At 44.7% G+C, this 21461-nt stretch carries 20 protein-coding genes; 9 read left to right on the top strand and 11 right to left on the bottom strand.

All coding sequences use genetic code 11. From position 1 onward, the window contains the following. Window positions 1-78: 78 nt before the first annotated feature. The 4 genes from aceA to clpB all read right to left on the bottom strand — a co-directional run bounded on the left by aceA (window position 79) and on the right by clpB (window position 6023). A complete protein-coding gene (gene aceA / locus ICN31_RS00860; protein ID WP_216257699.1) occupies window positions 79-1377 on the bottom strand; it encodes an isocitrate lyase in 1299 nt (432 codons plus the stop codon). Window positions 1378-1685: 308 nt separating this feature from the next. Further along, window positions 1686-2084: a VOC family protein gene (locus ICN31_RS00855; protein ID WP_216257697.1), complete on the bottom strand. Its 399-nt coding sequence runs from the start codon at window positions 2082-2084 to the stop codon at window positions 1686-1688. A gap of 55 nt (window positions 2085-2139) precedes the next feature. Continuing rightward, window positions 2140-3378 (bottom strand): MFS transporter, encoded by a 1239-nt coding sequence (locus ICN31_RS00850; RefSeq protein WP_216257695.1) that lies wholly within the window; start codon window positions 3376-3378, stop codon window positions 2140-2142. 41 nt (window positions 3379-3419) lie between these two features. Continuing rightward, window positions 3420-6023, bottom strand: a complete 2604-nt coding sequence (gene clpB, locus ICN31_RS00845) for an ATP-dependent chaperone ClpB (RefSeq protein ID WP_088524518.1) — start codon at window positions 6021-6023, stop codon at window positions 3420-3422. 91 nt (window positions 6024-6114) lie between these two features. On the opposite strand from clpB, the gene ICN31_RS00840 reads away from it, so the two are divergent. Next, window positions 6115-6363, top strand: coding sequence for a GIY-YIG nuclease family protein (locus ICN31_RS00840; RefSeq protein ID WP_088524517.1), 249 nt, complete (start codon window positions 6115-6117; stop codon window positions 6361-6363). Here ICN31_RS00840 and ICN31_RS00835 read toward each other — a convergent pair. Continuing rightward, window positions 6350-7333 carry a tripartite tricarboxylate transporter substrate binding protein gene (locus ICN31_RS00835; protein ID WP_216257693.1) on the bottom strand — a complete coding sequence of 328 codons (984 nt, stop codon included), beginning with the start codon at window positions 7331-7333 and terminating at the stop codon, window positions 6350-6352. The genes ICN31_RS00840 and ICN31_RS00835 overlap by 14 nt on opposite strands. Before the next feature lie 147 nt (window positions 7334-7480). Between ICN31_RS00835 and ICN31_RS00830 the strand changes: the two genes are divergently transcribed. The 3 genes from ICN31_RS00830 to ICN31_RS00820 are packed head-to-tail and all read left to right on the top strand — an operon-like array spanning window position 7481 to window position 10203. After that, window positions 7481-8215, top strand: a complete 735-nt coding sequence (locus tag ICN31_RS00830; RefSeq protein ID WP_216257692.1) for a Sua5/YciO/YrdC/YwlC family protein — start codon at window positions 7481-7483, stop codon at window positions 8213-8215. Window positions 8216-8236: 21 nt separating this feature from the next. After that, complete coding sequence (locus ICN31_RS00825; RefSeq protein WP_216257690.1) at window positions 8237-9199, top strand: tripartite tricarboxylate transporter substrate binding protein; 963 nt, start codon at window positions 8237-8239, stop codon at window positions 9197-9199. Between the two features lie 11 nt (window positions 9200-9210). Further along, entirely contained in the window at window positions 9211-10203 is a 993-nt protein-coding gene (locus tag ICN31_RS00820) for a tripartite tricarboxylate transporter substrate binding protein (protein WP_216257688.1), read from the top strand. A gap of 39 nt (window positions 10204-10242) precedes the next feature. On the opposite strand, the gene moaE is transcribed toward ICN31_RS00820, so the two are convergent. Genes moaE through ICN31_RS00790 form a run of 6 tightly spaced genes read right to left on the bottom strand, consistent with a single transcriptional unit; the run spans window position 10243 to window position 16255 of the window. Continuing rightward, complete coding sequence (gene moaE / locus ICN31_RS00815) at window positions 10243-10704, bottom strand: molybdopterin synthase catalytic subunit MoaE (RefSeq protein ID WP_216257685.1); 462 nt, start codon at window positions 10702-10704, stop codon at window positions 10243-10245. Window position 10705: 1 nt separating this feature from the next. Continuing rightward, window positions 10706-10963 carry a molybdopterin converting factor subunit 1 gene (moaD, locus tag ICN31_RS00810; RefSeq protein WP_216257683.1) on the bottom strand — a complete coding sequence of 86 codons (258 nt, stop codon included), beginning with the start codon at window positions 10961-10963 and terminating at the stop codon, window positions 10706-10708. An 18-nt stretch (window positions 10964-10981) separates the two neighbouring features. Beyond that, window positions 10982-12208: a gephyrin-like molybdotransferase Glp gene (gene glp / locus ICN31_RS00805; protein ID WP_216260641.1), complete on the bottom strand. Its 1227-nt coding sequence runs from the start codon at window positions 12206-12208 to the stop codon at window positions 10982-10984. 32 nt (window positions 12209-12240) lie between these two features. After that, window positions 12241-13683: a threonine synthase gene (thrC, locus tag ICN31_RS00800; RefSeq protein WP_216257681.1), complete on the bottom strand. Its 1443-nt coding sequence runs from the start codon at window positions 13681-13683 to the stop codon at window positions 12241-12243. 8 nt (window positions 13684-13691) lie between these two features. After that, window positions 13692-15002 (bottom strand): homoserine dehydrogenase, encoded by a 1311-nt coding sequence (locus tag ICN31_RS00795; RefSeq protein WP_216257679.1) that lies wholly within the window; start codon window positions 15000-15002, stop codon window positions 13692-13694. Beyond that, window positions 14999-16255 carry an aminotransferase class I/II-fold pyridoxal phosphate-dependent enzyme gene (locus ICN31_RS00790; RefSeq protein WP_216257677.1) on the bottom strand — a complete coding sequence of 419 codons (1257 nt, stop codon included), beginning with the start codon at window positions 16253-16255 and terminating at the stop codon, window positions 14999-15001. Before ICN31_RS00790 ends, ICN31_RS00795 begins: the two co-directional genes overlap by 4 nt. 79 nt (window positions 16256-16334) lie before the next feature. On the opposite strand from ICN31_RS00790, the gene ICN31_RS00785 reads away from it, so the two are divergent. From ICN31_RS00785 to ICN31_RS00765, 5 genes are read left to right on the top strand one after another with little or no spacing between them, the layout of a single operon-like run. Next, window positions 16335-16712: an Mth938-like domain-containing protein gene (locus tag ICN31_RS00785; RefSeq protein WP_216257676.1), complete on the top strand. Its 378-nt coding sequence runs from the start codon at window positions 16335-16337 to the stop codon at window positions 16710-16712. Next, the gene (locus tag ICN31_RS00780; protein WP_216257673.1) at window positions 16712-18403 is read left to right on the top strand and encodes a glycosyltransferase family 39 protein; all 1692 of its coding nucleotides are present in this window, start codon (window positions 16712-16714) and stop codon (window positions 18401-18403) included. Before ICN31_RS00785 ends, ICN31_RS00780 begins: the two co-directional genes overlap by 1 nt. An 11-nt stretch (window positions 18404-18414) precedes the next feature. Next, complete coding sequence (locus ICN31_RS00775; protein WP_216257672.1) at window positions 18415-19569, top strand: DegT/DnrJ/EryC1/StrS aminotransferase family protein; 1155 nt, start codon at window positions 18415-18417, stop codon at window positions 19567-19569. A 41-nt stretch (window positions 19570-19610) separates the two neighbouring features. Next, window positions 19611-20573, top strand: a complete 963-nt coding sequence (locus ICN31_RS00770) for a glycosyltransferase (RefSeq protein WP_216257670.1) — start codon at window positions 19611-19613, stop codon at window positions 20571-20573. After that, window positions 20574-21443, top strand: a complete 870-nt coding sequence (locus tag ICN31_RS00765; protein ID WP_216257668.1) for a formyltransferase — start codon at window positions 20574-20576, stop codon at window positions 21441-21443. It abuts the gene before it with no gap. Window positions 21444-21461 lie beyond the last annotated feature (18 nt).

Below are 21461 nucleotides of genomic sequence, written 5' to 3'. Positions count from 1 at the left end.
CCCTTGTGGGGTAATTTAGATGCCGCGGCAGTAATGAGTGCTACTGCTACTACGAACTACTTAGGGATCTAGTAGGGGTTAGTGGAATTGCTCTTCCTCAGTAGAGCCAGTCAATGCGGTTACGGAAGACTTGCCACCCTGAATGACGGTAGTGACATCATCAAAGTAACCAGTACCAACTTCTTGCTGATGCGAAACGAAAGTGTAACCACGATCACGAGCAGCAAATTCTGGCTCTTGTACTTTCTCGATATAGGCAGTCATACCGCGCTGCATATAGTCTTGTGCCAAGTCAAACATGTTGTACCACATCGAGTGAATACCAGCGAGGGTGATAAATTGATATTTGTAACCCATAGCACCTAGCTCACGTTGAAACTTTGCAATCGTTGCATCATCCAAATTTTTCTTCCAATTGAAAGATGGTGAGCAGTTATATGCCAACATCTTGCCTGGGAATTTCGCACGAATGGCTTCAGCAAATTTCCGAGCAAAATCAAGGTCAGGTGTACCTGTCTCACACCACACCATATCAGCGTAAGCGGCGTATGCCAAACCACGCGAGATTGCTTGATCCAAGCCCTTGCGTGTTTTATAGAAGCCCTCTGGAGTCCGCCCGCCAGTCAAGAATGGCTTGTCGTTTTCATCATAGTCAGACGTTAATAAGTCAGCAGCTTCAGCATCAGTACGCGCCAAGATAATGGTTGAAACACCCATAACGTCAGCAGCCAAACGAGCAGAGATCAGCTTCTGAACAGACTCGGCGGTTGGCAACAATACCTTGCCACCTAAGTGGCCACACTTTTTTACTGAAGACAATTGATCTTCGAAGTGAACTCCGGCCGCGCCCTGCTTGATCAATGCCTTACTTAATTCAAATGCATTCAATACTCCACCGAAACCTGCCTCAGCGTCAGCTACGATAGGCGCAAAGTACTCGATATAACCTGCGTCACCCTTACTAATTCCTTTAGCTGTTTGAATTTCATCAGCGCGCTGGAAAGAATTATTAATACGTTCAACCATCTTTGGAACGGAATCTACTGGATATAAAGATTGGTCTGGGTACATAGCAGCGTAAGAATTGCCATCGGCAGCAACCTGCCAACCAGATAGGTAGATTGCTTGAATACCCGCTTTCACTTGTTGCATTGCTTGACCACCAGTCAAGGCACCTAAGCAATTCACGTAAGCTTCGTTATTGACTAATTGCCATAAACGCTCGGCACCATGCTTTGCCAAGGTGTGTTCAATCTTGAGTGATCCGCGCAGACGGACAACATCTTCTGCCGTGTAGCCGCGGGTAATACCTTTCCAACGTGGATTGGTGTCCCAATCTTTTTGGAGTGCTGCGATTTCTGCTTTGCGATCTGCCATGTTTTTCTCCCTAAGTTAAACAAGTAATTCCAATATAGAGACATTTGACTCTTATGTCTTATATAAGAGTTTAGACAGTTCAACAAAGTAAGCAAGGGATATTGCAGGGTTTTATAAAAATATTTAGTTATTTAAAAACAATCACTTAAATGACTATTTTTATAATGCGGAATGGTGACTCACTTACCAAGATGCAATTGATTACAACTGATCGGACCACATTTTACGCAGTGTAATGATATTTCGCATTATGAAATACATCACTAAGCGCAATTACGCTTCATTTTTAGAACAACAAAGAAATGGGTTTAGAAGTATTCAGCTACTTCAACTAAGTTTCCATCTGGATCACGCAAATATACCGAGCGTATCGGACCAAGCGCACCACGACGCGGGACAGGGCCTACATCGATTGGGATTTCATTCTTATTAAGGTGCTCAATAAATTCATCCAAAGGAACCGAGGCAATCAAACAGAAATCGCCAGATCCAATAGTTGGTACCCTTGCTTTTGTGGGAGTCTCTGTATCTCGGTCTTGTAAATTAATCTTGAGATGGCCAAAACGCAATGCATAGCGTGGCTGCCCCTCAGGCCCCTTGAAAAATTCTCTTTCAAAGCCAAATACTTTTTCGTAATACTGAGTAGTCACCTCAATATCAGTCACCGTTAAAACAATATGATCAATTCGATCAATTAACTGCTTCATTTAATGTCTCCATTATTTTAATTTTTAAAGTTTACTTGACGCAATCGATTACGAATCAAATACTGGCCTTTTTGACGCCAGTGGAAACCTTAAATACGGTTGGAATAATCATTAATTGGAATAGCACAATGCCTAAGAAGAGAGCCTTTGGCAAGCCCGCATCCATAAAGAGGCCGAAAATAAAAGGGCCAACTGCGGCACCCAAATCAATCCCTGAATACACAATTCCATATACGCGCCCTGCTACACCTTTAGGAGTTACTGTCTTGACCAAAAGATCTCGGGAAGGAGCAACAAGCCCATAACCAAATCCTAAGCCAATGAATAAAAAGGGAATAAGGCCAACTGGAATGAACCCCATACCCAGTAATAAGCTCATTACTATCGTTACAGACAAGCAAGAAGTCACAATAAGCTCTGGCGCCTGTAGTTTTGCAGCAAGATAGCCGCCAAATAAAACACCTGCCGCACTGCCTAAGGCTAATAAGGTGATGTAATAACTTCCGACATCCAAAGGCACTTCATAAATATTAAATAATGCGCTTGGCGCAAATGATTGCAAGCTCGATGTAGATGCCATGCTGAAGAAAAAGAAAATCCAACATAACCATACGGCAGTTAATTTTAGAAACGCAAATGGACTCTCTTGAGTAAACCCAGGATTAGATGCATGGTTGCTTGCATGGGTGTTCTCATGTCGCTCCTGAACGTTGTCCAGGAGGTAATTTTTATTTAGCCAAAGTATCACTAAGATAGAGACCTCTAAAAAAGCAGCGGCTAAGAAGGCAATACGCCAGTCTGAAAATTGAGCAACTGCAACCATGAAAGCTGGTGCTGCTGCCCAACCTAAGTAACCTGCCACACCATGCATTGAATATGCATATGGGAGATTAGGTGGCGATACCTTGTGATTGATGAGTGTGTAATCAACCGGATGGAAGATACCATTACCGCAACCAGCAATAACCGCTCCCGCTAATAACATTGCATAGCCATTACTTTGGGAATACACAAGGGCTGCAAGCACAAATAAGCCTATGCCACCAAACAAAACTGGTCTTGCTCCAATTCGGTCCACCAAGAATCCAGAGGCAGCCTGCGCGATACATGAAACTACAAAGAAGACTGACATGAGCAAACCAAGCTCTGCATAACTTAAAGCAAAGGCATCCTTCAGCCATGGAAACATCGGCGGAAGAATCAAATGAAAGAAGTGGGAGCTGCCGTGCGCCAGGCTGATCAGACCAATAACCCGGACATCACTGGCGCGCCTACTGGTTAGGGCAACAGTCATGTACCGAGTTTACTGGCGTAGGAGGATTTCTGCTGAAATACTTAGTGAACCTGACGTGTGAAGCTAAAGTCGCCCTTTTTATCAACATCCACAGGCACTACATCCCTAGGTCCGAACTTACCTTCTAAGATCATCTTAGAAACGGGGTTCTCGATGAACTGTTGAATAGCCCGCTTGAGTGGTCTTGCTCCATAGATAGGATCAAAGCCAACCTCAGCAATCTTATTCAAGGCAGCATCACTGACCTCGAGCTGCATATCCACTTTTGCCAAACGATCTGACAAGTTTTTGAGCAAGATCTTAGCGATATTAGCAATATTGCCTTTATCCAAGCCATGGAAGACCACAATCTCATCAATGCGGTTCAAGAACTCTGGACGGAAATGACTCTTAAGCTCTTCAAACACAGCCTCCTTAATCTCTAACTGCTTCTTGCCAGTCATCGACTGAATGAGATGGGAGCCAATATTGCTAGTCATCACAATCACGGTGTTCTTAAAGTCTACAGTGCGACCTTGACCATCCGTTAAACGACCATCATCCAATACTTGTAGGAGTACGTTAAAGACATCAGGGTGCGCTTTTTCAATCTCGTCAAAGAGAATCACACTATAAGGATGTCGACGGACTTGCTCAGTCAAATAGCCGCCCTCTTCGTAGCCCACATAGCCTGGAGGCGCACCAATCAAACGCGCAACACTGTGTTTCTCCATGAATTCACTCATGTCAATGCGAATAAGATGCTCTTCACTATCAAATAAGAATCCTGCTAAAGCTTTGCAGAGTTCTGTCTTACCAACACCAGTAGGTCCTAAAAACAAGAAAGATCCATAAGGACGATTCTCTTCAGATAAGCCGGCACGGGAGCGACGGATCGCATCTGATACTGCGCGAATCGCTTCTTCCTGACCAACCACACGCTTATGTAAAAGCTCTTCCATCTTGAGTAACTTATCGCGCTCGCCCTGCATCATCTTCGATACCGGAATACCAGTAGCGCGAGACACCACTTCAGCAATTTCTTCAGCACCTACTTGAGTCCGCAAAAGTTTGTTCTTCACAATACCATTCTTATCGCCTTTAGCTTCAGCGGCAGCGGCAGACTTAAGTTTGGCTTCCAGCTCTGGCAATTTTCCATATTGCAATTCAGCAACCTGTTCTAACTTACCTTCGCGTTGCAGCCTAGTGATATCACCGCGAACTTTTTCGATCTCTTCTTTTAGATGGGCGGCACCCAAAACAGCACCCTTTTCTGCTTTCCAGATTTCCTCTAAGTCAGCGTACTCAGCACCGAGGCGCTTAATTTCATCCTCAATGAGGCCCAGACGCTTTTGAGAAGCTTCATCTTTTTCTTTCTTGACTGCTTCACGTTCAATCTTGAGTTGAATCAGGCGACGCTCTAATTTATCCATCACCTCTGGTTTGGAATCGATCTCCATCCGAATGCGTGAACCCGCCTCGTCAATTAAGTCGATAGCCTTATCTGGCAGAAAACGGTCTGTAATATAGCGATGCGACAACTCTGCAGCAGCCACAATGGCTGGATCAGTAATCTCAATACCATGATGAAGCTCATAACGCTCTTGTAAACCACGCAAGATCGCAATCGTTGCTTCCACGCTAGGTTCTTCAACCATGACTTTTTGGAAACGACGCTCTAGTGCAGCATCTTTTTCAATGTACTTCCGGTACTCATCTAAAGTTGTTGCGCCGATACAATGCAATTCACCACGAGCTAATGCAGGCTTGAGCATATTGCCAGCATCCATTGCGCCATCACCTTTACCAGCACCAACCATCGTATGAATCTCATCAATAAAGATGATGGTTTGACCTTCATCTTTAGCAACGTCACTCAGTACAGCTTTCAAGCGTTCCTCAAACTCACCGCGATACTTGGCGCCTGCTAATAACAAAGCCATATCCAAAACAAGGACGCGCTTATTCTTGAGAGTTTCTGGAACCTCTCCATTAACAATACGTTGCGCTAAGCCCTCGACAATTGCAGTCTTACCAACACCAGGCTCCCCAATCAGAACCGGATTATTCTTACCGCGACGCTGCAAGATCTGAATGGTGCGACGAATCTCATCATCACGACCAATCACAGGATCTAACTTACCCATCCGGGCACGCTCGGTTAAATCGATGGTGTATTTCTTGAGGGCTTCACGTTGACCTTCAGCATCTGCACTATTCACTGATTCTCCTCCGCGTACTAAATCAATAGCCGCCTCTAACGATTTACGATTTAATCCATTTTCACGAGCTACTTTTCCAAGCTCGCCTTTGTCATCGGCCACCACTAACAAAAACAACTCGCCAGCAATAAACTGGTCATTGCGCTTGTTAGCTTCTTTTTCGCAAAGGTTAAGCCAGTTGCTTAAATCACGGCCCACTTGCACTTCACCACTAGTGCCCTGCACCTCAGGCAAATTCGCAATGATCTTCTCTGCGCCTTTTTCAAGACCTGAAATATTTACCCCGGCACGGGTTAACAAACTCTTGGCAGCCCCATCAGAATCACGCAACATTGCCAGCAACACGTGGGCTGGCTCAATATATTGATTATCTTTGGCTAAAGCGATACTTTGGGCCTCACTTAAAGCCTCTTGAAATTTAGTGGTTAACTTATCTATTCTCATTTTTGCACTCCATATATCTATCTATAGAATATAAGGACATTCACGATAATTTCAAACCTATAACCCACTTTTATCCCTCATTTATCTTATTTTGACCTGGCTTGTTTACCTTCTCGAATGTGCTGATGGCACTTACTATGCCGGCATCACTAACCGCCTAGAACATCGTCTGGAAGCCCATAATTTAGGGCAAGGTGCACGCTATACAAGATCTCGTAGACCAGTTGTCCTTTTAGCGACTCAAGAGCACCCCGATCGATCAGAGGCGTCCAAAGCCGAGGCAAAGTTAAAGCAATTGCCTAGATCTCAGAAGCTAGGGTTTTTTATTAATCAAGAGTAATATTTGCAGACCTTACCAGCGCACCCCATTTAATCTTATCGTCCGCCAAAAGTTTATCCATCTGCAACGCTGCAGAGGGTTCCGATAAGGGTATGCCCCGCTGAGCAATTTCAACACGAAATTGTGGGTCACTAAGAATATCAATAAACGCATTTTTAAGAGTATTGACTATAGCTGCAGGTGTACCAGCAGGAACTAGAACTCCTGTAAAAGCAGTGACATCAAAATTCCTTAGCTCTGCAATTCCCTGTGATGCAAGTGGCTTTTGAGCTGGAGATAGAGGATCTGGGGCTCGAGAGCTAATCCCAAACGACTTTAGTCTTCCAGACTTAACCAGCTCTCCGCCAGTTGTCACAGCATCAAACATTAAAGTCACTTGCCCTCCAATGACATCTGTTTCAGCCTGTGTCGCCGCCTTGTATGGCACATGCACTAAATCTAGACCCAACTCTTTCTTAAAGAGTTCCATACACATATGGGAGTAGCTACCATTGCCATTCGTGCCATAACTATACTTCCCTGGATTTTTTTTCAGGTATGCAATTAACTCTGGCAGCGTCTTCGGTGGCAAACTTGGACTACTCACCAGCATTAGGCCAATGCTATTTAAGACTGCCACAGGCGTTAATTCACTTTCAACTTTATAAGAAACATTTTTATCAGCTATAGGATTGATAGTTAAGGGTGATGAAGTCGTAATGAGAATCGTATATCCATCGGCAGGTGCCTTGGTAACATAAGAAACGCCAATGGTTCCGCCTGCTCCAACACGATTTTCAATAATTAAAGGTTGCTTTAATCGCTGGCTTAATCTGTCAGAAAAAATTCTTGCCAGTACATCTGCGCTGCTTCCGGGTCCAAAGGGGATGATTGCCTTGATTGGCTTATTGGGATATTGATCTGCGCTATTTTGAGCGCCGGCCGCGATCGAGAAAGTGACCATCAAAAAAGCTATGAAGAATCTAAACATATACGTTTCCTTTGTTGACTTCTCTTGAATGAACCATTACCTCATCGGGTAAATACTAATCATATGGTTTACATTTAAATGTATATTAATCAGGTTATACAACATAAAAAATAACATCGTTTTCAGATGTTTACACAAGGAAGTACTATGGCACAAATTCTCAAGTCTGCACACCCCATTACCAATACAGCGGATGCTGTTCCAAAAGAACAAATTCAGAATGACGTTAAACAAATATTAGATCTTGTTTATGGTGGTGGCGTTGCAATTCTTCCTCTTGATGTTGCATATGCAGTTATAGGAAGTAAAGAAAATGCAATTAAACGGATATTTGCAGCCAAAAAGAGGAGTTATGAGAAGCCAAGCGGGCTCTTTTCAAACTGGCAATTTAGCAATGAAATTCACATTCTGCCTGACGAAAAACGGGCTATGATTCGCGAAATCATTGAACAAGAAAAATTGCCTTTTTCAGTGGTAGCCCCTTTTAAGAAAGATCATCCATTCTTCAAGGATGTAGATCCTTTCGTGATACAAAATTCTAGCAAAGCCAATACGATCGATATGCTTCTTAATGCGGGAGATGTTCATAATGAAATCGCCCGACAATCATGGGAGGCTGGGACACCAGTCTTTGGTTCGTCAGCAAATACGTCTTTGATGGGTAGTAAATACCGAGTTGAGGATATTGAACCAGAGGTACTCAACGCTGTAGATTTAATCGTGGACTACGGATTATCCAAGTACCATAATAATTTAGGCCGTTCGAGCACCATTATTGATTTTTCTGATTTTTCAGTGATTCGCGTCGGAGTCGTGTTTGATCAACTTAAATCTGCATTTAAATCACGCTTTAATGTAGACCTCAAAGTAAATCCACACTAGTCATTCAACGGAATCCTTCCCATGCTTGGTAAATTTTTCGGCGTTGCACTTTCAACGTTATTTTTATGGTCTACGCCAAGTAATGCACAAATTCCAAATAAAACAATTCGTCTAATAGTCCCCTTCTCCCCAGGGGGAGGGGCAGATAGTCTGGCACGCCCACTCTCAGATCAACTAAAAAATAAGTTGGATAGAACTATAGTCATCGAGAATAAGCCTGGAGCAGCCAGCAATATTGGCACCGAATTTGTGGCACGCTCAGCAGCAGACGGCAGCACACTCCTTATTAATACTGATGGCATCGCTATCTACCCTTACTTGTACTCAAAATTAAACTATGACGTTTTCAAAGACCTCATACCAATCACGTTTATTGCAGAGACTCCACTGGTTCTAGCATCAAATAAATCATTACCCCCAAATAATCTTAAGGAATTAATAGCCTTTGCCAAAGTTGAAGATAATAAATTTTCATTTGCAAATCCTGGTCTTGGAACGCCGCATCATCTTGCGTTCGAATTATTTGCCAAGCAAGCTGGAGTAACTGCAGCGCAGCCTGTTTATAAAGGTGGTGGGCCCGCTCTTCAGGATGTTCTGGCCGGGCATGCACAAGTTGGTATGTTTACTCTAGGCGCAGTGATTAGCCATATCAATCAAGGCAACTTGAAGCCATATGCTGTGATGACAGAAAAACGCGCTAACTCCGCTGACAATATTCCCACCATGAGTGAGGCAGGACTCCCGGGGGTTCGTGCTGGACTACGATTTGTCTTAATGGCGCCCAAAGGCACTCCCCCGCAGACTATTTCAGCAATCTACAAGGCAACGATTGAATCTCTTAAAGAGCCTGCACTTCGCGAAGCGTACTCCAAGCAGGGATTCGAAATTCTTGGGACAACTCCTGAAGAAACAGAAAAAATAATGCGCCAAGATTATCTTAAGTGGGGTCCAATCCTCAATCAACTGAATATTAAATTAGATTAATAGGTAGCATTATGGATAAACCAAATAATTTAATTCTGCCGCTAGCGCGCATGATCGTGACGCTTGCCGCACTAGTAAGCTGCCTCACATCTCATGCGCAAACATCAGCAAACTACCCGAATAGAACAATTCGATTTGTTGTTCCCTATGCAGCAGGTGGTGGAACAGACATCTTCGCCAGATTAACAGCCCAAGAACTTAGTAAAGAGATTGGGCAAACCGTTATCGTTGATAACGTCGTTGGTGCCGCAGGAATGGTAGCTGGGGCACTAGTTGCTAAAGCCGTCCCGGATGGATACACCATTCTTGTCGACCAAGCATCTATTGCAACCAACCCACTCCTTTACGACAAAGTACCTTTCGACCTAAAGAAGGATTTAGAGCCCGTGATTATTGGTGTGTCATTAGACAACATCTTAGTGGTGAATCCATCTCTGCAAGCCAATAGTATTAATGACCTCATCGCACTAGCAAAATCACGACCAGGCGTACTGAACTATGCCTCAACTGGCATTGGATCGCCACAACATCTAGCAATGGAAATCTTCAAAGATAAAACTGGTACCAATATCGTTCATATCCCCTATAAGGGTGGTAGCCCAGGAATCATGGCTACGAGCACTAATGAAGTTCAGATGTTTTTGATTAGCGTTTCTACTGCTCTTCCATTTATTAAATCGGGCAAGGTTCGCGCACTTGGTAATGGTGGACCTAAGCGCTCCCCTCTTCTGCCGGAAGTTCCCGCTATCGCTGAATCTCTACCCGGCTTTCAGAGCACCAATTGGCTAGCTCTATTTGCTCCAGCCGGCACTCCAAAGCCAATTATTCAAAAATTAAATGGAGCCTTACAAAAGGTATTCTCAAATCCAGCCTTAGTTGATCAACTAAAGCAACAAGGCATGATTGTGATGGGAGGTAGCCCCTCAGAGCTTTCAAATACTATTAATCGAGATTCTGACTACTTTGGCAAAATCATTAAGTCAGCAGGCATTAAAGCAGAATGATTAATGATGAAGCTCCTTTAGAAGCTCTTAATCAGTAATCTAGCCTTTTTTCCAACGCGCCATTGCAACATCATCGGTCACACGGGCATCAACCCATCTTGCACCCTGCGGGGTATCTTCTTTTTTCCAAAATGGGGCTGCTGTTTTTAAGTAGTCCATGATGAATTCACATGCAGCAAATGCTTCGCCCCTGTGCGCGCTGGTAACTGCTACTAGGACAATTTGATCTTCAGGCAGTAGCGGGCCAACTCTATGAATCACTATGGTCTGATAGATATCCCAACGGGCTTTGGCTTGATCCAGAATTTCTTGCAATGCTTTTTCGGTCATGCCGGGGTAATGCTCTAGCGTCATTCCCTTTACTTGGCTACCGTCATTCATATCGCGCACAGTGCCCAAGAAGCTCACCACTGCGCCAACTCTAGGATCGCCTTTGCGAAGTAGCGCTATTTCAGCACTAATGTCGAAATCTTTTTCTTGGACGCGGATTGAGCTTGGCATATCAACCCCCGGTCACTGGCGGAAAGAAAGCGATCTCAGCATTTTCTAGTAGAGGCGTATTTGCATCAACCATGACCTGATTCAAGGCGCAGCGCAGTACCTTGCCCTCCGCCAATACGTCGGCCCATGGATTGCCGCGCCCTGTTAAATGAGCTCTGAGATCCGAAATCGTTTTGACGCTATCTGGAATAGTGATGTCCTCATGCGAAACACCAAGGGCTTCACGCAAAGAGGCAAAGAATCGTAATTCGAGTTTCATGGGGTAATCGTAAACCGATTATTTGAGAAGTGCATCAAACGGGATGTACTTCACTAGATTGCCCGCTTTAATTAGCTGGTTTGGCGCGCAATCTACTAGACCATCACCCCAAGAGGCGCTAGTGAGTACCCCGGAGCTTTGGTTGGGAAATAAATCTAAGCCGCCATTGCTATTGAGCTTAACCCGCAAGAATTCATTACGGCGATCAGCTTTTAACCAATCAAAATCAGCACGCATTGTGTAAGACTGCGGTGGAGTGCTATTTCGTCCCTGCAACTTCAAAATAAATGGGCGCACAAATAACAAGAAAGTTACAAAACTTGAGACCGGATTACCAGGCAAACCAATAAACCAAGCTTCACCATCTTTTAGCTCATCTGATTTACGAACCGCTCCAAATGCTAGAGGCTTACCGGGCTTAATCGCAATTTGCCAAAGATCTAATCTTCCTTCGGCAGTTACAGCGGGTTTGATGTGATCTTCTTCGCCGACCGATACGCCACCAGACGTAATGATGAGATCATGATCTTTGCTGGCTTTGCGTAACGCCGCTTTAGTTGCATCTAAACGATCAGGAACAATTCCTAAATCTGTTGCATCGCATCCGAGTGATTTGAGGCAAGCCAATAAAGTATCGCGATTGGAGTTATAAATACCACCAGGTTTGAGCGGTTCACCAGGAAGAGATAACTCATCACCAGTGAAGAATGCGGCAACTTTGACTCTGCGTTTCACGTTGAGATGAGTTAAGCCAGCGGAGGCCGCAACACCCAACTCTTGTGGGCGCAAGAAAGTGCCTGCAGTCAGCGCTGTTTTACCTGCTGTTAAATCCTCGCCCCTGCGACGAATCCATTGGCCTGCTGTTGGCGCAATATTCACTTGTACTTGATCACTTGAACCTTCGGGGATAGCACAATCCTCTTGCATAACTACCGCATCTGCACCTAGAGGAACGGGCGCGCCAGTGAAAATACGGGCAACAGTTCCTGCTTGAAGCTCTGTGCCAATTGAACCCGCCGGAATGCGTTGCGCAATCTTCAGAATGCTTCCAGGGTTTTGAGTATCAGCAGTGCGAACTGCGTAGCCATCCATTGAGGTGTTATCGAGTGGCGGCACATCTACTAAGCTGTTCACATTTTCAGCAAGAATACGACCTAAGCTTGCTTGCATTGGAATACTTTCATTTTCAGCAACTGGCTTGGCGTGAGAAAGTAAATGATCCAAGGCCTGCTGCGCTGTCAACATTGGAGGCTTAGTCATAATGAATAGCTGGTGTTTTAACTAAGATGCGCAGTGATGAATGATTTGATCTGATGAACGTCAGCATCAATATTCTCTACGCGCTGAGGTTTAGATTTGATATCTTTAAATGCAGGCGGGCACTCAGCAGGGCGACCCAAAGCTTCCTGAATCGTTTCTTCAAACTTGATTGGAAGCGCAGTCTCAAGTACCAGCATTGGAATACCCGCTTGTAAATGCTCACGCGCTACCTTTACACCATCAGCAGTATGCGTATCGATCATCACACCATATTGCTGATCAATGTTGCGAATGGTATCTAGACGATTCTGGTGAGTACTACGACCAGACTGGAATCCATATTGGCTAAGTTCATTAAAGACTGTGTCTTTAGAAATATCAAAGCCGCCAGTCTCGTCGACTTGCTTAAACATTCCCGCAGTTGCCTTACCGTCTTGACCCATAAAGTCAAATACAAAGCGTTCAAAGTTACTTGCCTTGGAGATATCCATGGATGGACTAGAGGTATGCATTGTCTCAGCAGACTTGCGCGCACGGTATATGCCAGTGCGGAAAAACTCATCAAGTACATTATTCTCATTGGTTGCAACAATGAGGTGCTCAATCGGTAAACCCATCATACGAGCGATATGGCCAGCGCAAACGTTGCCAAAATTTCCTGAAGGGACAGTAAACGATACCTTCTCATTGCTAGACTGAGTGGCCAAGAGATAACCTTGGAAGTAATACACCACTTGAGCAACCACCCTACCCCAGTTAATCGAGTTCACGGTACCAATTTTGTTATTGGCCTTGAAAGCATGGTCATTGCTTACTGCCTTAACAATATCTTGGCAATCATCAAAGACACCAGCGACTGCTAAGTTGAAAATATTCGGGTCTTGCAAGGAATACATTTGTGCAGATTGGAAGGCGCTCATCTTGCCGAGCGGTGAGAGCATAAATACTTTCACCCCCTCTTTACCTCGCATCGCGTATTCAGCAGCGCTACCAGTATCACCAGAAGTAGCGCCTAAGATATTGAGCTGTTGCCCTTTTTTCTTGAGAGCATATTCAAAAAGATTGCCCAATAATTGCATAGCCATATCTTTAAAGGCCAAGGTTGGGCCATTCGAAAGACTGAGGAGCCCAATACGAGTCTGATGCTCCTCACCTAACCAATGTATCGGTGTAATGTCTTTGGCATTATCTTGGGGGCGACCATTGCAATAGACTTGCTCGGTATAGGTCTTGCGTAAGATTGCACGCAAGTCTGCTTCAGGAATGTCGTCGCAATACAAACTCAAGACTTCGTAAGCAAGATCCGCATAAGACAGGCCGCGCCAAGAATCGAGCTGTACTGTCGTCACTTTTGGATACTGAGTTGGCAAGTACAAACCGCCATCTGGCGCCAATCCACCCAAGAGAATTTCTAAGAAGGATTGTTGTGGACTATTGCCACGAGTAGATTGGTAACGCATGAATTTACTTAAGACAGATTTTCTAAACGAATCTTCACTACTTCGCCATCAACTGTTTTGAGGTTCTGGATTTCTTTAATGGCAGCAAGCATGCTTTTTTCTTTAGTCTCGTGAGTTAAGGTCACTAAGTCTGTTTGACTTTCACCCTCGTCAGCTTCTTTTTGTAAAAGGGCGTCAATAGAGATGCTATGGGAGGCCAAAATCTTGGTGATCTCGGCCAATACACCAGCTTGGTCAGCCACCCGCATACGCAAATAGTAGCTAGTGGTAATTTCACCAATCGGCAAGACTGGTGTATTTTGAACTGCATCTGGCTGGAAGGCTAAATATGGCACACGATGCTCAGGATCAGCACTTAAGAGACGAGTGATATCTACTAAATCAGCAATCACTGCTGATGCGGTTGGCTCAGAGCCAGCACCTTTGCCGTAATACAAAGTAGTGCCCACTGCATCACCGAATACTTGCACAGCATTCATCGCACCTTCGACGTTAGCGATCAAACGCTTTGTTGGAATCAAAGTTGGGTGCACACGCAACTCAACGCCCGCTGACGTCTTCTTCGCAATCCCCAATAACTTGATGCGGTAACCCAATTGCTCTGCGTAACGAATATCGATTGCAGCTAACTTAGTAATACCCTCTACATAGGCTTTATCAAACTGCATCGGAATACCAAAGGCAATCGCACTCATGATCGTTGCCTTATGAGCAGCATCAACACCTTCAATATCAAACGTTGGATCTGCTTCAGCGTAACCTAAGCGTTGCGCCTCTTTGAGAACGGTATCAAAGTCCAAACCTTTATCACGCATCTCAGACAAAATGAAGTTGGTTGTGCCATTGATGATGCCAGCAATCCACTCAATGCGATTCGCAGTTAAGCCTTCACGCAAAGCTTTAATAATGGGAATACCGCCAGCAACTGCGGCTTCAAACGCCACCATCACACCTTTAGCATGAGCTGCTTTAAATATCTCATTGCCATGAACAGCGATCAAGGCTTTATTGGCTGTAACCACATGCTTACCAGCAGCAATCGCCTCTAAAACTAAGTCCTTAGCAATGCCGTAGCCGCCAATGAGCTCAACGACAATGTCAATCTCAGGATTATTGATAACAGCACGAGCATCACTGACGATCTGTGCACGATCTTTCACCATCTCTTTAGCACGCTCGACATTGAGATCGGCGACGGTATTAATCCGAATGCCGCGACCAGCGCGACGGGTAATTTCATCTTGGTTGCGCTCGAGCACTGTAAATACGCCGCCACCAACGGTGCCAATACCTAGTAGACCTACTTGAATCGGTTTCATGATGCCTTTGCTGCAGCTATAGAAGCCTTATGGCTATGTTTATTACGGTAACGCTCCAGGAAACGCGCAAGACGACCAATGGCCTCCTTGAGGACATCTTCGTGGGGCAGAAATACTACGCGGAAGTGATCAGGCTTACCCCAGTTAAAACCAGAGCCTTGTACCAACAATACTTTTTCTTCTTTTAAGAGCTCAGCAACAAACTGTTGATCATCCTCAATAGGGTACATCTCAGAATCTAACTTTGGAAATAAGTACAAAGCAGATTTTGGTTTGACGCAGGTGACACCCGGAATATCAGTAATCAATTTCCAAGCCAGATCACGTTGCCTCGCTAAGCGACCACCCTCAGCCACTAAATCATTAATACTTTGATAACCACCAAGCGCAGTTTGAATTGCGTACTGCCCTGGTACGTTTGCGCACAAGCGCATTGAAGAAAGCATATTCAGCCCTTCAATGTAATCGCGCACCATCTCTTTATCACCTGAAACCACCATCCAGCCAGCACGGTAGCCGCATGAGCGGTAGTTCTTGGATAAGCCATTAAAAGTGATTGTCACTACATCAGTAGATAAAGATGCAAGAGAGATATGTTTCTCTGCGTCATACAACATCTTGTCGTAGATTTCGTCAGCAAACAAAATCAAACCGTGCTCGCGCGCGATTTTTGTAATCTCGAGTAATACTTCTTTGGAATAAATAGCACCTGTTGGATTGTTTGGATTAATCACCACAATCGCTTTAGTGCGAGGTGTAATTTTTTTACGCAGATCATTTAAATCTGGCGCCCAATCTTGAGACTCATCGCAAAGATAGTGAACTGGTGTGCCGCTAGATAAACTCACAGCAGCAGTCCAAAGTGGATAGTCAGGTGCAGGCACCAATACTTCATCGCCATCATTGAGTAATGCGTTCATTGAAAGCACGATGAGTTCAGAAACACCGTTGCCGGTATAAACATCATCTAATGCCACTCCTTGAATGCCTTTTTCTTGGCAATACTGCATGATGGCCTTACGAGCAGCGAAGATGCCTTTGGAATCAGAATAAGCTGAGGCATTACTCAAATTGCGAATCATGTCCAACTGAATTTCTTCAGGTGGATCAAAACCGAAAACTCCTACGTTTCCGATGTTTAATTTGATTATCTTGTGGCCTTCTTCCTCCATGCGCTGCGCGAGCTCGAGCACTGGCCCGCGTATGTCGTAGCAGACATCATTGAGTTTTAAGGACTTTAGGATGGGTTTCACAATAAATTAAAGGGTAAGTTCTTGAAATCTTGGAAAAAACAGCTAGCTATAATCCATATAATTATGACAGAGAGTCCACTTGAAGCTTCAATCTGACCCCCATTCTGGAGCCAATACGATCACCGGCTATGGTGATGGCTATGTCGAGATCAACCAGACACCATATGCCCATGCCGTCTTATTGAGCTCTGATGGGGCAATCTCTGCATGGCCAGTACAGTCATTTAATAGCTTAGAGGCATCCCATTTCGCCCAAATGGTGGAGCTCAAACCCGAATTAATCCTGATTGGAACCGGGAGCAAACAGCGCTTTCCCAAGCCTGAACTCCTGAAATCACTGATTTTGGCCAAAATCGGCTTCGAAATCATGGATTCTCAAGCAGCCTGCCGCACCTACAACATTTTGGTGGGTGAAGGACGTCAAGTTCTACTCGCTTTAATCGTGGAGCCGATCTAATGCAAGTTGGAGAAATTCGGCAATCATCAGCCTTACATCCCGGCAAAATTTTATTACTGTTCATCATTTACGGTTTGCTATGGTTTGGTACGCTCAACTATCGTCACCTCATTCCCTCGGATGAGGGGCGTTATGCAGAAATCGCCAGAGAGATGTTGGTCACTGGCGATTGGGTTACACCACGTTACAACGGCTATAAATATTTTGAGAAGCCCCCACTTCAAGCTTGGGCAACTGCAATAGCATTTCAAGTATTCGGTATTGGTGATTGGCAAGCACGTCTATGGACTGCCCTTACTGGCTTTCTAACTATTCTATTTATTGGCTTTACTGGGGCTCGTATCTACAGCACCAGAGCAGGATGGCTAGCGGCAGTCGTTCTCGCATCCAGCCCGATGTGGGTCATTAGCGGCCACTTTAATTCTCTGGATATGGGTCTGTCTGCGTTTTTAGTGGCAGCACTCTGTAGCTTGTTACTAGCACAAACTGCTAACAATAAATCTGGTTGTCGGAATTGGATGTGGGCTTGTTGGATCTTTATGGCACTTGCAACCCTATCTAAAGGTGTCATTGGCGCTGCCATTCCAGCGATGGTCTTTGTTGCTTACTCCATCAGTACTTGGGATTGGAAAATCTGGGCGCGATTACGCTTGTTCAGCGGTACGCTTTTGTTTCTAGCAACTACAGCACCTTGGTTTATTTTAGTTGCACAGCGCAACCCTGAATTTTTAGAGTTCTTCTTTATTCATGAGCACTTGCAACGCTTTACTCAAGATGCTCATAGTAGAACGGGCCCCATCTACTACTTTGTGCCATTACTTTTTATTGGCCTACTTCCTTGGGTTTTACAAATCCCCGGTTCGATTGTGCAAGCATGGGGTGAGCGTCGTCGCGAGTTCTCTAGCGGCTGGTTATTGGTGTGTTGGTTTTTGGTGATCTTCGCCTTCTTTAGTGTTTCACGCTCCAAGTTGCCAGGCTACATCATCCCCATTTTCCCAGCGCTTGCATTATTAATTGGTAATCGCCTCGATCAAATATTGGCGCATACCAATTCCATGGAGCTTCCTTGGAAATTACAAACCGTCGGATTTGCAATCTTGGGTTGTATTGGATTTTTCTTTTTATCAGATATTAGTAAACAAGCAAGGCCTGATGAAATCGAAGCTTATGCTCAATACACTTATTGGGTAATAGTTGCTTTAGTTGCGCTGATTACCTTCAGTGCATTTGCAGCATGGCAAAGCAAGCGCAATGGCATGCAAAGTATTGTGAGTTTTGCCTGTGGATTTTTTCTTTGCGCCATCATTGCTGGTACAGGTCATGAGACCTTAGGGCGTGCGGTTTCAGGCATAGATCTTGTCAATCGCGTGAAAGCATCTATCCCCGAAAAAGTGAATTTCTATTCTATTCGCCTTTTAGATCACACTGTGCCGTTTTACCTTGGCAGAACCATGATCATGGTCGAATCACCAGATGAGCTCGCGTTTGGCGTTAATCGAGAGCCTGAGCTTTGGATGCCCACTTTAGACGCATTCATTGCGCGCTGGAAAGAAGATTCCACTGCTTATGCATTAATGGTCCCAGAACAGTATGTAGCGCTCCAAGAATTAAAATTACCCATGCAAGAAGTGGATCGTGATTCACGCAGAGTAATTGTTAAGCACCCAGACACATCGAATGTGACGCGTTAATATAGAACATCATGTCAAACTTTATCCCCTTCACGCGCCCCAACTTTAATCAAGAAACGATTGATGCTGTTGCAGAAGTGCTGCGCTCTGGCTGGGTTACCTCGGGACCTAAATTGGCAGAATTTGAATCTGTCTTAAGCACCTATTTTGGCGGCCGTCCAGTGCGTTGCTTTGCGAATGGCACGGCAACCATGAAGATTGCATTACAAGTTGCGGGTATCGGTGCTGGTGATGAAGTGATTACTACGCCAATTTCTTGGGTAGCTACCTCAAATGTTGTTTTGAGTGTTGGTGCTAAACCTGTCTTTGTAGATATCGATCCTGTTACACGTAATATTGATCTTCATCAAGTTGCAGCGGCAATCACATCAAAAACACGAGCAATCATGCCTGTCTATCTTGCTGGTTTACCGGTAGATATGGATCAGCTGTACTCAATAGCGAAGCAGAATAATCTGCGCGTAATTGAGGATGCCGCGCAAGCTTTTGGCTCTCAATGGAAGGGCAAGAAGATTGGTAGCTTTGGAGACCTCGTAAGTTTTAGCTTCCAGGCAAACAAGAATCTCACTACCGTAGAGGGTGGCTGCTTGGTTTTGAATACCGAGGTGGAAGCTAAGCTTGCTGAAAAATTTCGCCTGCAAGGTTTAACACGTCAAGGCATGGATGGAATGGATGTAGATGTGCTGGGTGGCAAAGATAATTTGACAGATGTCAATGCAGTAATTGGACTTCAGCAGTTAAAACAATTACCCGCCTATCAAGCGCGCCGCACATTCTTAGCGCATCAATACTTTGATGCCATTCGTACAGAACTTAAATCTGCCGGATTAGAAAACCTCAAATTAGAACTGCCGGTTGAAAATTTCACTGATAGCAACTGGCATATGTTTCAGGTGCTACTTCCACTGGAACAATTGAATTGCGATCGCGGCCAAGTGATGACCGAGTTAAAAGATCTTGGTATTGGAACAGGAGTGCATTACCCCGCTATTACTGGATTTACTCTTTACAAAAATCAAGGCTACAAAACAAGTGATACGCCGATAGCTGATCGTATTGGTCGCTCCATCCTGACTCTTCCACTTTTCCCTGGCATGGCAGATGAAGATATTGGCCGTGTCGCTAGTGGATTAGTCGGAATCCTCAAGAAACACTGCAAAAACTAGCCTAATTGGGCTTAGCCCCAAGAATCAGGCAAAATTGCGGCATGACTGCAAATTTAGTTGCCAATCCAAAGCTTTCCATTGTGATTCCCGTTTACAACGAGGAAGATGGCCTTCAGGCTCTCTTTGATCGTCTCTACCCATCTTTAGATGCAGTAGCTGCCAAACGCAATATTTCCTATGAAATCGTTTTTGTAAACGATGGCAGTAAAGATCGCTCAGCAGGCATTCTGGCAAAACAAGTGGAATTGCGTCCTGACGTTACCCGCGCTGTTTTGTTCCATAGTAACTTTGGTCAACATATGGCAATCATGGCGGGTTTTGAATATGCCAAGGGCGAATACATCATCACCTTAGATGCGGACTTACAAAATCCCCCCGAAGAAATTGATGCTCTGACTGAGCAGTTATTAAAAGGTCATGATTACATAGGCACCATTCGTGAAGATCGGCGCGATAGTTTTTTTAGAAAATTTGCTTCACGCGCTATGAATGGCTTGCGTGAAAACATTACCCGCATCACGATGACGGATCAAGGTTGCATGTTGCGCGGCTATAGTCGTCGCATCGTTGACTTAGTGCGTCAATGTGATGAAAGTAATACCTTTATTCCGGCGCTTGCCTATACCTTTGCCGCTAATCCGATTGAAATTAAAGTTAAGCACGAAGAGCGTTTTGCCGGTGAATCAAAATATAGTCTCTACCAACTCATTCGTTTAAATTTTGATTTGGTGACCGGATTCTCGGTGATGCCTCTCCAGATCTTCTCTATTCTGGGCATGTTGCTATCACTCGCTGCGGGCAGCTTGTTCGCGTATCTCCTGGTGCGCCGCTTTGTCTTGGGCGCTGAGGTTGAAGGAGTCTTTACTCTGTTTGCTTTAACCTTCTTTCTGATTGGTGTCATGCTCTTTGGCCTTGGTCTCTTAGGCGAATATATTGGCCGAATCTATCAACAAATCCGTAATCGCCCACGCTACGTTGTGCAAACTGTTTTAGAGAAAAAATAATTGCACGCAGTCGTCTTCGCTTATCACGATGTTGGTGTCAATTGCCTTAAAGCCTTATTAGCTGCAGGCATCAAAGTCGATCTAGTAGTAACCCACCAAGATGATCCCAATGAGAATATTTGGTTTGGCAGCGTTACCAAACTCTGTGCTGAAAATAATATTTCCTGCATCACGCCAAGCGCTAATGAGTTAATTCAACTCATTCCAAAACTGCAAGCAATAGCACCAGACTATATTTTTTCTTTTTATTACCGCTATATGATTCCTGCGCAGATTTTAGCTTGCGCGAAAATTGCTGCATTGAATATGCATGGGTCATTACTGCCAAAGTATCGTGGCCGCGCTCCAGTGAACTGGGCAATCCTGCATGGAGAAACACAAACAGGTGCCACATTACATGTCATGGAAGTGAAACCAGATGCCGGCGACATTGTTGGTCAATCCGCAGTTGACATTGGTCCTGATGAAACGGCGACTGATGTCTTTAGCAAGGTTAGCCAGGCGGCAGTAACAGTGATCAACGAGACTCTACCCAGTTTAATTAAGGGTAGTGTGCCTCGCAAACCAAATGAGCTCCAAAAAGGCAGCTATTTTGGTGGCAGAAAGCCCTCTGATGGGCGAATTCATTGGCATCAGAAGGCTGTTCAGGTTCATAACCTAGTGAGAGCTGTAGCACCCCCTTATCCAGGAGCCTTCACCGACCACCAAGGGCAGACTATGACTGTGGCCCGTACCAGCCTTAAAGGTCCATTCCCGAGCAATCTCGATCTTGGCTCTTTAGGCACCCAAGTGGTTGATAATCGGGTATTCGGCATTTGCGGGGACCACCAGGTAGTTGAAATTCTGGAATGGTTCCCTGTTAACAAGTAAACCCTGTATTTAGCAAAC

It is taken from the genome of Polynucleobacter sp. UB-Piko-W3 (assembly GCF_018881635.1).
GTDB lineage: Bacteria > Pseudomonadota > Gammaproteobacteria > Burkholderiales > Burkholderiaceae > Polynucleobacter.
The sequence above is the reverse complement of the archived record's forward strand: the minus strand, read 5'-3'. Positions and strand labels throughout refer to the sequence as shown.

Excerpts from the sequence above, each read along its gene's own strand:
- aceA (WP_216257699.1), bottom strand. The coding sequence starts at position 1,377 with ATGGCAGATCGCAAAGCAGAAATCGCAGCACTCCAAAAAGATTGGGAC.
- ICN31_RS00855 (WP_216257697.1), bottom strand. The coding sequence starts at position 2,084 with ATGAAGCAGTTAATTGATCGAATTGATCATATTGTTTTAACGGTGACT.
- ICN31_RS00850 (WP_216257695.1), bottom strand. The coding sequence starts at position 3,378 with ATGACTGTTGCCCTAACCAGTAGGCGCGCCAGTGATGTCCGGGTTATT.
- clpB (WP_088524518.1), bottom strand. The coding sequence starts at position 6,023 with ATGAGAATAGATAAGTTAACCACTAAATTTCAAGAGGCTTTAAGTGAG.
- ICN31_RS00835 (WP_216257693.1), bottom strand. The coding sequence starts at position 7,333 with ATGTTTAGATTCTTCATAGCTTTTTTGATGGTCACTTTCTCGATCGCG.
- ICN31_RS00830 (WP_216257692.1), top strand. The coding sequence starts at position 7,481 with ATGGCACAAATTCTCAAGTCTGCACACCCCATTACCAATACAGCGGAT.
- ICN31_RS00825 (WP_216257690.1), top strand. The coding sequence starts at position 8,237 with ATGCTTGGTAAATTTTTCGGCGTTGCACTTTCAACGTTATTTTTATGG.
- ICN31_RS00820 (WP_216257688.1), top strand. The coding sequence starts at position 9,211 with ATGGATAAACCAAATAATTTAATTCTGCCGCTAGCGCGCATGATCGTG.
- moaE (WP_216257685.1), bottom strand. The coding sequence starts at position 10,704 with ATGCCAAGCTCAATCCGCGTCCAAGAAAAAGATTTCGACATTAGTGCT.
- moaD (WP_216257683.1), bottom strand. The coding sequence starts at position 10,963 with ATGAAACTCGAATTACGATTCTTTGCCTCTTTGCGTGAAGCCCTTGGT.
- glp (WP_216260641.1), bottom strand. The coding sequence starts at position 12,208 with ATGTTGACAGCGCAGCAGGCCTTGGATCATTTACTTTCTCACGCCAAG.
- thrC (WP_216257681.1), bottom strand. The coding sequence starts at position 13,683 with ATGCGTTACCAATCTACTCGTGGCAATAGTCCACAACAATCCTTCTTA.
- ICN31_RS00795 (WP_216257679.1), bottom strand. The coding sequence starts at position 15,002 with ATGAAACCGATTCAAGTAGGTCTACTAGGTATTGGCACCGTTGGTGGC.
- ICN31_RS00780 (WP_216257673.1), top strand. The coding sequence starts at position 16,712 with ATGCAAGTTGGAGAAATTCGGCAATCATCAGCCTTACATCCCGGCAAA.
- ICN31_RS00775 (WP_216257672.1), top strand. The coding sequence starts at position 18,415 with ATGTCAAACTTTATCCCCTTCACGCGCCCCAACTTTAATCAAGAAACG.
- ICN31_RS00770 (WP_216257670.1), top strand. The coding sequence starts at position 19,611 with ATGACTGCAAATTTAGTTGCCAATCCAAAGCTTTCCATTGTGATTCCC.